The sequence below is a fragment of the Methylosinus sporium genome (assembly GCF_003113265.1).
GTDB lineage: Bacteria > Pseudomonadota > Alphaproteobacteria > Rhizobiales > Beijerinckiaceae > Methylosinus > Methylosinus sporium.
In genome coordinates this window covers 18,962-32,608 of the sequence record NZ_PUIV01000001.1, presented here as the reverse complement: position 1 = coordinate 32,608, position 13,647 = coordinate 18,962, and the positions used below count along the sequence as shown (strand labels likewise).

Here is a 13,647-nt window from a genome sequence, read left to right as displayed (position 1 = left end):
CGAAGCACGCCGGGCCCGACGGTTCGGCGCGCCCACTTCCCTTCCTCGCCCATCTGTGCGACCCCTGCGCCGAACTTTTCGCCACGACGCCCGCCGCCTGGAATGACCATCAAGCGCAAATATCACCATGGCGCCCTCAAGGAGGCGCTGGTCGAGGCTGCGCTCGAGCTGCTGGCGGAAGGCGGGCCGGCCAATCTCAGCCTCGGCGAGGCGGCCAAGCGCGTCGGCGTCACGGCGGCGGCGCCCTATCGGCATTTCGCCAGCCGCGAGGATTTGCTGAACGAGGTCGCCCGGCGCGGCTTTCTCTCCTTCGGCGCGGCGATCGAGAAAGCCTGGGACGAAGGGCGCCCCGACGCCGCCGCCGCCATGTGGCGCATGTGCGCGGCCTATCTCGCCTTCGCCCGCGAGGAGCCGGGCCTCTATGCCGCAATGTTCGGCTCGGCGGCGACGCTGGCGAGCGAGCCCTCCGCCGACGCCGCCGATCATGCGCTGGAAATCCTCTGGCGCTCGGTGGTCGCCTTTCTTCAGCAGCGCGGAGCGCCGGCGCAGGGCGCGCGCAAGCTGGCGCTGCAGCTCTGGGCGCTCGCCCATGGCGTCGCCATGCTGTCCATCTCCGGCCATCTCGACGCCGCCAAGGGGCTCGATCCCGCGCCCGTGCTCGACGCCGCCGCGCGCAATCTGATGGAGGCCGCCGTCCGCCGCGCGGAAGGTTAGCGCATCCAGCCGAAGTGGACGCCGGTTCGGCGTTGGAAATGCGTCTTTCCGTGTTTCGATGAAACTCGGAAAGAGTCTAGGTCTCCGCCCGCCGCGCGAGACGCGCCGAGCGATCCTTCAGCGCGTCGTAGATCGGCTCATTGCGGCAGACGGCGGCGATCGCCATTGCGGAAAAGCAGGCCGCCAGCATGGGCAGCAGAAGCTCGGAATTATCCGTCATCTCGGTGATGAGGATCATGCCGGTCAGCGGCGCGCGCACCACGGCGGCGAAGAAAGCCGCCATGCCGATGAGCGCGAATTTCATGCCCATCGCCTGCGCATCCTCGCCGGGAATGAAAAGGCCCGCGATCAGCAGGCCGAAGAAGAGGCCGATCTCGGCGCCCAGCGCCAGCAGCGGGGCGAATAGGCCGCCGGGAGTCCCCGCTGCATAGGAGACGACTCCGAGCGTGAAGCGCAATGCGAAGACGAGCGGCAGAGCGTCGAGCGCAAAGGCGCCGTCCAGCGTCTTTTGCGTGAGATTATCGCCGCCGCCGACGAGGTCGGGCGCGAGAAAGCCGATGGCGCCGACGCCGGCGCCGACGAGCGCGGCTTTCGTCTCGGCCGGCCAGCGCGAGCGATCGGCGATGTCCAGCGCGCCGAGAATGGCGCGATTATAGGCGAGGCTGGCGAGCCCCATGGCGGCGCCGAGCGCGAGGCCGAGGGGAACGTCCAATGTTCCGGTCTGATAATGTGTGGCGACGCTCAGCTCCGGAGTCGGCCCGTCCATCAATCGCACCACCGATATGGCGCCGACCGAAGCGCCGAGCGCTATGGTCGCGTGGCGCATATCGAAGCGGCGCAGCAGTTCCTCGAGCACGAAGGCCGCGCCGGCGAGCGGGGCGTTGAAGGCGGCGGCGAGCCCGGCTCCGGCTCCGGCGGCCAGCAGCGATTGCTGATCGCGCCAGTCATAGCGGAAATAGCGGCCGAACTGATGGGCGAGCGTCGCGCCCATCTGCACCGAGGGCCCCTCCCGGCCGAGCGCGAGGCCTGCGCCGATCGCCAACAGGCCGCCGACGAATTTCACCGGCAGCAGCAGCGGCGGCGAGGGCGGCTCGTCGCCGTCGATCACCGATTCGACATGTGGAATGCCGCTGCCGACCGCCGCCGGAACAAAACGGCGCACCAGAAAGGCGGCGAGCCCCGCGGCGAGCGCCGCGCCCGCCGCCATGATCGCGACGCCGAGCAGAGGACGGTCCGCGAACCAATCGGGGATCGAGGAGCGCAGACGTCCGGCGGCGTCCAGCGCGAGGCGGAAGGCGCCGCAGAGCGTCCCCACGGCGACGCCGGCGAAGAGCGAGACGAGACCGAGCGGAAACAGCCCCTGGAGCTGAGAGGGCTCTTGCGGCTCCTCGGCCGGCGGCGGCGCGGCGGCGGCGACATCGGCTTCGACGGCGAGATCGCTCTTTTCGCCGAGCAGGAGCAGCCGCTCGGCCCCGGCAGTGCGCAGCAGCACGAGGCGTCGCCGCCGGCCGAGCGCGAGCGCGACCGAGACGAAAGCGCGCGAACGACCCTTGCGCCTGCGCCGGCCGAAGGCGAGGCGAAACAGAAAAGGCAGCGCCGCGGCGCCGATGAAGGTCGCCAGAGCGAGGAGCGCGCGGGCGTTCTCCTCGGAAAATTCGGGCATGATGCGATTCGCCAGAGAGCCGCGCGCAGCATAGCGCGCCGGCGCGCCGGAATCGAAATGAAGGCGGCCGAAATGGCGGGGACCCCTTGGCGAAACAGCGATGTTAATGTATATTACATTTACATCGCAGCGGCGGCGCACGGATCGTCCGCGCGCGCCTGCGATGGGCGAAGGAACTGGAGAGTCCGAATATGGGCTGTCATCGTCACTCCCGCATGGGCTACGATCCGCAAGATCGCTTCGGAGATTGCGGACGGCCGTGGAAGCCGCTCGAAATTTTCGCGATGGTCCTCGGCTTCATCGTCTTCTGGCCGATCGGGCTCGCTATCGTCCTCTTCAAGGTCTGGCAGCGCAAATTCGGCTATGAGGGCGATCTCTTCGCCTTCGCGCAGGAGCGCGCGGCCGATGTCCAGGCGCGCTGGAACGAGGCCAGCGGGCGGCAGAGCGGCCGCTCCTCGGGCGGCTGGCGCGGCCCCGGCTTCATGCGTTCCTCGGGCAATGTCGCCTTCGACGATTGGCGCGAGAGCGAGCTCGCCCGCCTCGAGGAGGAGCGCCGCAAGCTCGCGGAAGCCGAGCGCGAATTCGCCGAGCATATCGAAGAGCTGCGTCGCGCCCGCGACCGCGCGGAGTTCGAATCTTTCATGCGCGCGCGCCGCGACCGCGAGCAGCCGCAGGGCTGATCGCCTCCCGCGAATTCGACGAATGCGCCGCGGACGAAGACGTCCGCGGCGCTGCTTTTTCGTCGTCGCCGCGGGCCGCAAAGCCGAGAAAGCGCTGGCGTTAACCAAGCTTTTCGACGCCGCGTTAACGCTCCCCCGCCATTGTCGCGGCTATGGCTCGTCGCGTAACGCCATTGCTGCTTCTCGTCCTGACGCCGCTCGCCGCGGCGGGACTGTCGGGCTGCGGCTTCATGGCCAAGCCCCAGCGCCCGGCCTGGCGCGCGCAGGCGGAGAACGCCTGCCTCGCCGAGAAGCGCGTGCAGCCCTCCGCCTATGTGCAATTCGCGCCCGAGATCGACGGCCCCGGCATTTGCGGCATGACACGGCCGCTGAAAGTCACGGCGTTGCAAGGCGGCGCCGTCGCTTTCAACGCACGGGCGACGCTCGATTGCTCCATGGTGGCCGAGCTCGACCAATGGCTCGCCGATGTGGTGCAGCCCTCGGCCATGGCGCGCTTCGGCCAGCCGGTGGCGCAGATCAATTCGATGGGCTCCTACGCCTGCCGCGGCATGAACGCCCAGGCCGGCGCGCCGCTCTCGGAACATTCCTTCGGCAATGCGCTGGACATAGGCGGCTTCGTGCTCGCCGACGGGCGTGAAATCTCCATCGTGCGCGATTGGACGCGCGGCGATCAGCAGGTGCAGGATTTTCTCGCCGAAGTGCATGGCGGCTCCTGCCGGCATTTCACCACCGTGCTGTCGCCGGGCTCCAACGCCTTCCACTACAATCATATTCACGTCGATCTCGCCATGCATGGGCGTCATGGCGACCGGCGCATCTGCAAGCCGGTTCCGCGCGACGTCTCGCCGCCGCCGGGGCAGGACCCGCAGCTCGTCGCCCATGGGCCGGACGACGACGACGTCGACACGCCCGGCGGCCAGCCGCCGCTCGCCGCCTTTCAGGCGCAGGCCTCGCGCGGCGTCAATGACAGCCTCATTCTGGCGGCTCCCTTGCCGCCCATTCGGCCGAGGCCAACGGCGCTCGCCCCGGCGGAGGGCGCGCCCAAGGATTGGGACATCACCTCCAGCATCCGCCCCCGCAATCGCTGACCTTCGAAGCGCTTTTCGCCCTCGGCCCGGTTGCGCGCGACTCTGCTTTGCCGATATGGATATCAATCCAATAGAGTAACTGATGATCGTCATTCGAGGAGCGACATGCAGACGACCTCCGGCCTTTTCCCGTTCCGCACGCTCATGCGCGCGATCGGCCTTGCCTTTTTCGTGAGTATCGCGACCGAGGCCTCTTGCGAGACCCTGCTCAACGTCTCCTATGATCCGACGCGGGAATTGTTCAAAGCCGTCGACAAGGCCTTCGCCGCCGATTGGAAGAAGAAGACCGGCCAGGACGTGCAGATCCAAGCCTCGCATGGCGGCTCCGGCGCGCAGGCGCGGTCTGTCATAGAGGGGCTGGCCGCCGATGTGGTGACGCTGGCTCTCGCCAATGACATCGACGCCATCGCCAGCAAGACCGGCAAGATTCCGGCCGATTGGCAGAAGCGCCTGCCCAATAATTCCTCGCCCTACACCTCGACGATCGTGCTGCTGGTGCGCAAGGGCAACCCCAAGAGGATCAAGGATTGGGACGATCTCGCCAAGCCCGGCGTCGTCGTCGTCGCGCCCAATCCCAAGACCGGCGGCGGCGCGCGCTGGAACTTCCTCGCCGCCTGGGCCTATGGGCTGAAGAAGTTCGACGGCGACGAGGCCAAGACGGCCGCGCTGGTGAAGGCGATCTATAAGAACGCCCCGGTGCTCGACTCCGGCGCGCGCGGCTCGACGACGACCTTCGCCCAGCGCGGCTTCGGCGACGTGCTCGTCGCCTGGGAGAACGAGGCCTTTCTCGCGCTCGGCGAATTCGCCAAGGACAAATTCGAGATCGTCGTTCCCTCGCTCTCCATTCTCGCCGAGCCGGCCGTCGCCGTCGTCGACGGCAATGTCGACGCCAAGGGGACGCGCAAGGCGGCGGAAGCCTATCTCGATTTTCTCTATACGCCGGCGGGACAGGCGCTGATCGCCAAGCACGGCTATCGCCCGTCGCAGCCGGAATTCGCGGCGCCCGAGGATTTGAAGCGCTTCCACAAGCTCGAGCTGGTGACGATCGACAAGAGCTTCGGCGGCTGGCCGGCGGCGCAGAAGAAATTCTTCGTCGACGGCGCCATCTTCGACGAGATGCAGAAGCCCTGACAGCGGCGGCGATTTGGCGCTTCTTGTCCGAAGCGGCGGGTGTGTCGAACCGGCTCCACTTCGCTGGAAGCGCTCTTACCTCGATCGTCGCGCTCCAGCGCGCGGCTGAGGGATGCCCCTTTAGCCGCCGCAGAGGCTGATGACTCCTGCTGACGTTCGAGCTTTTTTTGCCGACGTTCGACTCGATGATGAGCGGTAGGCTAGTCACGCTCAAGAAAGCGCGCGTGATACGTTATAGCGAGACGGCGGAGCCTGATTATGGACTATTCGAAGGTTGCGACGCATCCATTTTGTCGAAACTTGGGTCTTGGTTTCCCGTGCTGGGAAGGGTCGTCTTCAAAGGTGAATATCTTTATTTTCTCGCCTCCGCGAATTTCCTCCCTTATTTTAACGATTCTACCCCCTCGGCACGACTTCTCCTCATTATCAGTGAAGACTCTAATAATATCGCAATCTAACTCGGGTCGACGCCAAAACCCAGATTCGAAAAATCCGCTTTCGATTGCCCTTAGCCTTTTGTGGTCGTCCATGACATTCAGAATTTTCGTCTTTGATATATATTTTTGATAAAAACTACCAAATTCTATGTGTTTTGCATCTAATTTAGATCCACGTACCTCATTTTTATAAAATTCCGCCACTGCATTACGCCATGATGACAGTATGCCAGTGCTGGAAAATCCATATATTTTTGAAATTTTGTGCATAAAATATAGCGGCGGCAAGCTATCGCTCTTCCATTCATTTTCATTTCTTTCCCAAAACCCGTGGAATTCTACTGAATTTTTGTTAACATAAAACAGAATTAAGTTGGCACCTGTTGGCACATGCCAACGAACCGCGTCAATGCTTCTATCAGATCTGTGCTTGTTCTGCTCTATTTTGACTCGGCGCATGTCTGCGGTGGTGAGAAGCGAGCCGTAAACGCCTACAAATATTCTTTTGCTTTCGAATATTTCTGGGCGAGCCCGAAGCGCCTTTGCCAAAGAACCAGAAGCAGTTACCTGCGGTAAGGCAGATGCTCTGCGCTTAGAGAACGCCAATTCTGCGTTTTTTAGGTCATCGGAGGTGATCTCGTCGGTTATAAGTGCGCTGAACCACTGACTAGCGGCCTGCCATAATACAGGGTCATTTGTCAGAATATTTGCCTCGCTCCACCCTGAAATCTCTTTTCCCTGGAGAGCAAGTCCATTAGCAGATGCGTTCGATGAACCGACAATTACGCAATTATCGAACAGATATACCTTTCCGTGAAGCGTGCTGCATTGCCTAACAGATATTTTATTTCCTAATAGATACTCTATTTCGTTTGGGTTTGTGCCGCCTGAGTTTAAATTACAAATAACAGTTACGTCGTTTTTCTTGCTCATAAGGCCGAGTTCTTCGCTCGCTCCCTTGCCCCAAAAAGCAACTGCCATCCGCACTGTCTTTGATGACATAACAAGTCTTTTAATTTCTGCGGTTGCGGCAGCGCCATCTAGGAATTGCATAAGGCGGTCTCCTGAAAGCATTAAATGCGCACGTATTATCAATGTGTTTTGCAGTTGTGTCCAGTCCAGTTTACGCCAAATCCGCGAGCTGCCCTCTCGCCGCCGAGCGGATGAGATGCTTCTCCGCCTCCCATCGCGTCGTTTCGTCGACGCTCGTCAGAAATTCGATCTTGCCGCCCGCGAGCGCGGCGATCGGCAATCCGTCGCGATAGAGCAGGCGATTGCCGGTGAGGGCGGCGAGCTTGCCGCCCGGCGTCAGCACGCCGATGAGATTGAGCGGATCGGCCGCCGACAGCGACACAAATTGCCCGTCGGCCGGCCGCCGGCGGATTTCGCGCAGCAGGCCGACGGCGTCCGGCAGCGCATATTGCTCGCCGGAAAATCCGGCGACGAAACGCCCGCCGCGAATTTCGCCGCGCGCCTCGAGGCGCCGATAGACGCGCAGGAGATCGCGCCAGGGCGGCAGCCAGCCGCCTTCGCGCGCCAGAAGGCGCCAGAAGACGACGCCATAACGGCGCAGCAGCGCCTGCGCGACATGTTCGACAGAGGCGTGACGCGCCTGCGAGCCCGGCGCCGCATAGGCGCGCCGAATGAGCGACCAGCGGCCGGCGCTCTCCATGCCGAAGGAAAGCACTTTGCCGCGCCGCCGCGCGCCGTCGAAAGGCTTGCGCTTCTCGGAGGGCACCAGCAGCGCGCGCAGCCCGCCGAAACTATCCGAGGTGACGAGGCCGAGCGCTGCCAGCTCGCCCAGCGCCGTCTCCAGCTCCGAGCGCAGCAGGCGCGAGGCGTCGACCAGCTCCTCGAAGAACAGCGCCCCCTCGGCGCGCAGCGTCTCGAGCGCCAATTGCGCGCGGCCGCTCAGCGCAGGCGGCTCGGCGGGGGTGGCGATAGAGGTCCAATCGCCGAGCCTTCGCCGCTCCAAAAGGGCGACCGGCGAGCTCTTGATCGGCGAGACCATGCGGGCGCCCTTGGCGGCGGAGGGCGGCGTCAGCCGCGCCCAGGCGATGCGGCCGGAGAGACAGAGCGAGTCGAGATATCCGGTCTCGTAATCGGAGAGGCGCGCGGGGAGGATTTCGGTCTCCCAGGCGCCCGCCGGCGCTTCATATCCTTCGAGGCCCGAGAGCGCCGCGGGCAGCGCCTCCGGCCCTTTCAGCCTCGCGTCCTCGGCGACATGCTGCCAATCGAAGAGAAAGCGCAGGAAGTCGCGCGCCGCCACCGGCTCGATCTCCGCGCGCAGACGCTTGATCGTGTAATGGTGGATGCGCGCCAGCAGGCGGCGGTCGCACCATTGCTCGTCATTAGCGCCGGGCAGGAAACGCCCGCGCATGATCGTGCCCTCGGCCTCCAGCGCGACGAGCGCGGTTGCAAGACTCGCGGGCTCGAGGCCGAGCGCTGCGGCGAGCCCCGTCTGCGTGACCGGGCCCAGCCCCTCGAGCCGGCCGCGCAAAATCTCGATCAGCGCCTGCTCGCTGGACCATAGCGCCGACGCCTCGCTCTCGGGCGGCGAAATCTTCGGCGCGAGCCGCGCCTTGGGCCAGAGCGCGTGAAACTGCGTCAGCCGCTCGGCCGCGACCCAAAAGGCCGCCTGCCCGGTCTCGAAACGCGTCGCGCGCTTTTGGCGGGCCAGCGCCTCGAGCCAGCCGGCCCAGTCCGGTGCGCCGGCGACCTCCGCCTCGGTCAGGCAGCCGATCCACAGCAGCGCGTCATGCAGCTCCTCCGGGTCGATGGGCTCGGGCCAGGACTCGGACTTCACGCGCGCGATCGCCTCCTCGTCCAGCCGGCCGAGATCGGAGGCGCTCTGCGGGTCTTGCCAGCGGCGCGCCATCACCGCCTGCGCGCGGCGCTCCTCGAGCGGGGCGTCGTCGAGGAAGGCGTAAGGCCGTGCCGACAGCACTTCCAGCGCCAGCGGCGAAGGCTGGGTGAGATCGCAGGCGACGACGCGCACCTCGCCCGATTCCATGCGCCGCAGCAGCCGCTCCAGCCCGTCTATGTCCATCGCCTCATGCAGACAGTCCCAAATCGTTTGGTTGGTCAGCGGATGGTCGGGAACCTCGCGCTCGCCGGCGAGGTTTTCGGCGCAGGCGATCTGATCGGGAAAGACGGCGGCGACGAGATCCTCCGCCTGCATTCGCAGAAATTGCGGCGGCGTTTTCTTGCCGCCCTGGAAGCGCGGCAGAGCGAGCGAGATTCCCGCCGTCCAGCGCCAGCGCGTCATGAACATGGGCGCGGCGAGCATCGCCTGCACCAGCACGCCGCGCACGCTGTTGGAGTGAAGATAATGCGCGACCTCGGCCAGCTCGAAACTATGCGCCGTGGTGAGCGAGAGAAGTATATTGTCCTCTGTGGCCGCCGCCTGCAACTCGAAGTTGAACTTGCGACAAAAACGCTTGCGCAGCGCGAGGCCGAAAGCGCGATTGATGCGCCCGCCGAAAGGCGAATGCACGACGAGCTGCATTCCCCCCGCTTCGTCGAAGAATCGCTCCAGCACGAGCGTATCCTGCGTCGGCAGCACGCCGCCGAAGGCGCCGAGCGCGCCGGCGAGATAGTCGACCAGCTGCTCCGCGGCGGGTGGCGCGACGCCTGCCTCTTCCATCAGCCAGCGCTGCGCCTCGCCGCCGCCGGGGTCGCGACGCAGACGCTCGGCGATCTCGGCGCGCAGCCGCGAGACGGAGAGCGACAGCTCATCGGCGCGCGCCGGCGCCTCGCCTAGCCAGAAGGGAATGGTCGGCGGCTGGCCCTGCGCATCCTCCACGCGCAATGTGCCGCGCTCCACACGCTGCACGCGATAGGAGGCGTTGCCGAGCTGGAAGATGTCGCCGGCCATGCTCTCGACGGCGAAATCCTCATGCACCGTGCCGACGATGTGATTCTCCGGCTCCAGCAGCACTTGATAATCGGCGGTCTCGGGGATGGCGCCGCCGGAGGTGAGCGCCGTCATGCGCGCGCCGCGCCGCTCGCGCAGAATGTGATTCACCGCATCATGATGCAGCAGCGCGCCGCGCCGTCCGCGCCGCGTCGTATAGCCCTCGGCGAGCATCTTCACCACATCGTCGAATTCGGCGCGCTCCAATGCGCGATAGGGCCAGGCGCGCTTGAACCGCTCATAGAGCTCGGCCTCGCCCCATTCCTGCGCCGCCACCTCGGCGACGATCTGCTGGGCCAGCACATCGAGCGGGCGATGCGGAATTGTGAGCCGATCCAATTCGCCGCGCCGCACGCTGTCGAGCAGCGCCGCGCATTCGACGAGATCGTCGCGCGACAAGGGAAACAGCCGCCCCTTGGGCAGGCCGCCGACGACATGGCCGGAACGCCCGACGCGCTGCAGAAAACTCGCAATGGAGCGCGGCGAGGCGATCTGGCAGACGAGCGTCACATCGCCGATATCGATGCCGAGCTCCAATGAGGCGGTCGCCACCAGGGCTTTCAGCTCGCCGCGCTTCAGCCGCTGTTCGGCGAGCAGGCGGTGCTCCTTCGCCATGCTGCCGTGATGCGAGGTGACGACCTCCTCGCCGAGGCGATCCGACAATTCCCGCGCGATGCGCTCGGCGAGCCGGCGCGTGTTCACGAAGACCAGAGTAGTGCGATGCTCGGCGATCAGTTCGGCGAGCCGGTCGTAGACTTGGCTCCACACCTCCGCCGACATCACCGCCTCGAGCGGCGCGCCGGGAACTTCTATGGCGAGATCGCGGGCGCGATGATGCCCGGAATCGACGATTCCGGGCTCCCGCGCCGGCGCCGTCTGCGATCCCGCGCCGACCAGAAAATGCGCCACCGAGGAAATCGGGTTCTGCGTGGCGGAGAGACCGATCCGCTGTAATCCATCGCCGCAGAGCGCGGCGAGCCGCTCCAGCGAGAGCGAAAGATGCGCCCCGCGCTTATTGGGCGCGACGGCGTGAATCTCGTCCACGATGATGGCGCGCGTCGTCGAGAGCGCCTTGCGGCCCGATTCGGAGCCGAGCAGCACATAGAGCGATTCGGGCGTGGTCACGAGAATATGCGGCGGGCGCTTGCGCATCCGCTCGCGCTCGGCCGAGGGCGTGTCGCCGGTGCGCACCAGCACGCGAATGTCGACGTCCGGCAGGCCGGCCTGTCGCAATCGCTCGCGCACGCCGGCTAGCGGGGCCTCGAGATTGCGGCTCACATCGTTGGAAAGCGCTTTGAGCGGCGACACATAGACGATACGCGTCTCGTCCGGTAGCGTTCCGGCGAGGCCTTGCCGGATGAGATCGTCGATGGCCGCGAGAAAGGCGGCCAGCGTCTTGCCGGAGCCGGTGGGCGCTGCGATCAGAATATTTCGGCCGGATTTGATTTGAGGCCAAGCTTCCGCTTGCGCCGGCGTCGCATTGCGGAAATGATCGGCGAACCATGCCGTAACCGCCGGATGAAAAAGGTGCGACAGATGCATGGCCGCCTGGTGAGGAAGGGCCCCGGAGAGTTCTTAGGCTAGCGGCGAACAGCCCGCAGGCCAACAGCGAGAATTGGAAATTTCGCCCGCGCGCGACGAGCCGCAGGCGAACTGCGACCAGCATTGCCGTCGGGCGCGCCACGCCGCCGTCGAGCGGACGAACCCGCCATTGCGCCGAAAGGAGTTACATGCGCACCAGATTCATCGACACATCGTCCTTTCTCTACGCGGGCTTCGCCATACTCGCGGCGTCCTTGTTCGCCGCCTTCGCTTTCGTCGGCAAGCAGGCGACCGATTATCGCGACGTCGGCCAGTTGATCGGCGAAAAGCAGATTCAGCACAGCATTCTCGATCGCCTCCAGGAAGCCGAATCGGCCCAGCGCGGATATTTGCTCACCAATGACGCGGCCTATCTCGCCCCGCTCGACGCCGCGACGGCCCATATCGCCGGGGATTTCGACGTTCTCACGCGCGGGAGCGAGCCCGGCGAGGAGCGCGACGCGCTGGAGGCGCTGCGCGGATTGGCCAATGAAAAGCTCGCCGAAATGCGCAAGACGGTCGAGCTGCAGGCGAGCGGAAGGCATGAGGAAGCTTTGGCGGTCGTGCGCGCGGGCTCCGGCCGGGCGAGCATGGAGCGCCTGCGCGTCGGTCTCGACGCCAAATCCGCGCGGCAACAGCAGATGATCGACACGCAATCGCGCATCGTGGAGCGGAGCGGATCGCTGCTGCGCGCAGGAGCGGCGATCGCCATTTCCGTCACCATTCTCATCGGCGCGGCGACGATCGGCCTGCTGCGCAACCGGCTCAACGAAATCGCCTCCGCGCAAGCGGAGCTGCGCGACGTCAATGTCGCTCTCTCGGCGGAGGCGGCGCAGCGCGAGCAGCTCGCCGAGCAATTGCGGCAATCGCAGAAAATGGAGGCGATCGGCCAGCTCACCGGGGGACTCGCGCATGATTTCAACAATATGCTCGCCGTCGTCATCGGCAGCGTCAATCTCGCCAAGCGGCGACTTTCGACCGACCCGACGGAGACGCTGCGCTATCTCGACGGCGCGTTGGAAGGCGCCGAACATGCGGCGACGTTGACGCATCGCCTGCTCGCTTTCTCGCGCCGCCAGCCGCTCGCGCCAGAACCGATCGACCCAAATAAAATGGTTTCGACGATGGCCGAGATGCTCCGCCGCACGCTCGGCGAGGATGTGTGTCTCGAGGCGGTCTTCGCCGGCGGCCTGTGGCGCGCCTTCGCCGATCCGAGCCAGCTCGAGACGACGATCCTCAATCTCGCGCTCAATGCGCGCGACGCCATGCCTCAAGGCGGAAAGCTCACGATCGAGACGAGCAACGCCTATCTCGACGAGAATTATTCCGCGCGCGAGCTGGACATTCCGCCGGGCCAATATGTGCTGATCGCCGTCACCGACACCGGAACCGGAATGAACCGCGACACTGTCGCGCGCGCTTTCGATCCTTTCTTCACCACCAAGCCGGCCGGCCGCGGCACCGGGCTCGGCCTCAGCCAGGTCTATGGATTCGTGCGGCAATCGGGCGGCCATGTCCGCATCTATTCGGAGCAGGGTCTCGGCACGACGATCAAGCTCTATCTGCCGCGCCATCACGGTCCGGCGACTGTGGCGCCGGCCGCGGCCACTCATGCGCGCTCCACGCCGCGCAGCGAGAAGAGCGAGACGATATTGATCGTCGAGGACGATGTGCGCGTACGCGATCTCACCGCCGACACGCTCGCCGAGCTCGGCTATAATGTGCTCGCCGCCGAGAGCGCCGCCGCCGCGCTGCGCCAGCTCGAGGTGTGCCCGAATATTTCCCTGCTGTTCACCGATGTGGTGATGCCGGACACCAATGGCCGCAAGCTCGCCGAGGAGGCGTGGAAGCGCCGGCCCGATCTGAAGATACTCTTCACCACCGGCTACACGCCGAACGCCGTCGTCCATAATGGCGTGCTCGATCCGGGCGTCGAGCTCATCGTCAAGCCCTATTCGATCGATCGTCTCGCGCGTAAGGTCCGCGACGTGCTCGATGGCGCGCGCGCCGTCCCGTCGGAGACGAAGACGATGCGGCGAAAAGTTCTGATCGTCGACGACGACGCCGCCGTCTGCGAGGCCATGGCCGAGCTGCTGCGCCTCGAGAATTACGAGGTCTGCGTCGCGAGCGACGGATTGCGCGCGCTGGAGGCGGCGCAGACGTTCAAGCCGGATGTCGCCTTGCTCGATCTCGGCCTGCCCGGCATCAATGGCTATGAGACGGCGCGCAGGCTGCGCCAGCTGCCGGAGACGCGCGATCTTCTCCTGCTCGCCGCCACCGGCGCCGGCGGCGACGAGGTGCGGCGGCTCTGCGAGGCGGCGGGATTCGATCTCCATCTCGTGAAGCCGATCGATCTGGACGCGCTGAAGGCTCTGATCGACGGCCAAAGGCCGCACCCCACTCGTTCGGCGTGACAGGCTCCCCATATAAGAGCGCC

Annotated in this window: 8 protein-coding genes; 5 read left to right on the top strand and 3 right to left on the bottom strand. The window is 65.3% G+C overall.

Annotated elements, in window-relative coordinates; genetic code table 11:
- Positions 1–102: 102 nt before the first annotated feature.
- Positions 103–714 (top strand): TetR/AcrR family transcriptional regulator, encoded by a 612-nt coding sequence (locus tag C5689_RS00145; RefSeq protein ID WP_108915253.1) that lies wholly within the window; start codon positions 103–105, stop codon positions 712–714.
- 76 nt (positions 715–790) lie between these two features.
- On the opposite strand, the gene clcA is transcribed toward C5689_RS00145, so the two are convergent.
- Positions 791–2,377, bottom strand: a complete 1,587-nt coding sequence (gene clcA, locus C5689_RS00140) for a H(+)/Cl(-) exchange transporter ClcA (RefSeq protein WP_108915582.1) — start codon at positions 2,375–2,377, stop codon at positions 791–793.
- A gap of 191 nt (positions 2,378–2,568) precedes the next feature.
- Between clcA and C5689_RS00135 the strand changes: the two genes are divergently transcribed.
- From C5689_RS00135 to C5689_RS00125, 3 genes are all read left to right on the top strand, one after another.
- Positions 2,569–3,057, top strand: a complete 489-nt coding sequence (locus C5689_RS00135; protein ID WP_108915252.1) for a DUF2852 domain-containing protein — start codon at positions 2,569–2,571, stop codon at positions 3,055–3,057.
- 152 nt (positions 3,058–3,209) lie between these two features.
- Positions 3,210–4,145 (top strand): extensin-like domain-containing protein, encoded by a 936-nt coding sequence (locus C5689_RS00130; RefSeq protein WP_108915251.1) that lies wholly within the window; start codon positions 3,210–3,212, stop codon positions 4,143–4,145.
- A 144-nt stretch (positions 4,146–4,289) separates the two neighbouring features.
- The gene (locus C5689_RS00125; RefSeq protein WP_108915581.1) at positions 4,290–5,276 is read left to right on the top strand and encodes a sulfate ABC transporter substrate-binding protein; all 987 of its coding nucleotides are present in this window, start codon (positions 4,290–4,292) and stop codon (positions 5,274–5,276) included.
- 263 nt (positions 5,277–5,539) lie between these two features.
- On the opposite strand, the gene C5689_RS00120 is transcribed toward C5689_RS00125, so the two are convergent.
- Positions 5,540–6,766: a phospholipase D family protein gene (locus C5689_RS00120; protein ID WP_158271714.1), complete on the bottom strand. Its 1,227-nt coding sequence runs from the start codon at positions 6,764–6,766 to the stop codon at positions 5,540–5,542.
- Between the two features lie 70 nt (positions 6,767–6,836).
- Positions 6,837–11,171: a DEAD/DEAH box helicase gene (locus C5689_RS00115; protein WP_108915249.1), complete on the bottom strand. Its 4,335-nt coding sequence runs from the start codon at positions 11,169–11,171 to the stop codon at positions 6,837–6,839.
- A gap of 188 nt (positions 11,172–11,359) precedes the next feature.
- Here C5689_RS00115 and C5689_RS00110 point away from each other — a divergent pair, with 188 nt between their 5' ends.
- A complete protein-coding gene (locus C5689_RS00110) occupies positions 11,360–13,624 on the top strand; it encodes a response regulator (protein WP_108915248.1) in 2,265 nt (754 codons plus the stop codon).
- Positions 13,625–13,647 lie beyond the last annotated feature (23 nt).

What these genes read in the sequence shown, in the direction of transcription:
- clcA (WP_108915582.1), bottom strand. Translation starts at nt 2,377, where the DNA reads ATGCCCGAATTTTCCGAGGAGAACGCCCGCGCGCTCCTCGCTCTGGCG.
- C5689_RS00125 (WP_108915581.1), top strand. Translation starts at nt 4,290, where the DNA reads ATGCGCGCGATCGGCCTTGCCTTTTTCGTGAGTATCGCGACCGAGGCC.
- C5689_RS00115 (WP_108915249.1), bottom strand. Translation starts at nt 11,171, where the DNA reads ATGCATCTGTCGCACCTTTTTCATCCGGCGGTTACGGCATGGTTCGCC.
- C5689_RS00135 (WP_108915252.1), top strand. Translation starts at nt 2,569, where the DNA reads ATGGGCTGTCATCGTCACTCCCGCATGGGCTACGATCCGCAAGATCGC.
- C5689_RS00130 (WP_108915251.1), top strand. Translation starts at nt 3,210, where the DNA reads ATGGCTCGTCGCGTAACGCCATTGCTGCTTCTCGTCCTGACGCCGCTC.
- C5689_RS00110 (WP_108915248.1), top strand. Translation starts at nt 11,360, where the DNA reads ATGCGCACCAGATTCATCGACACATCGTCCTTTCTCTACGCGGGCTTC.
- C5689_RS00120 (WP_158271714.1), bottom strand. Translation starts at nt 6,766, where the DNA reads ATGCAATTCCTAGATGGCGCTGCCGCAACCGCAGAAATTAAAAGACTT.
- C5689_RS00145 (WP_108915253.1), top strand. Translation starts at nt 103, where the DNA reads ATGACCATCAAGCGCAAATATCACCATGGCGCCCTCAAGGAGGCGCTG.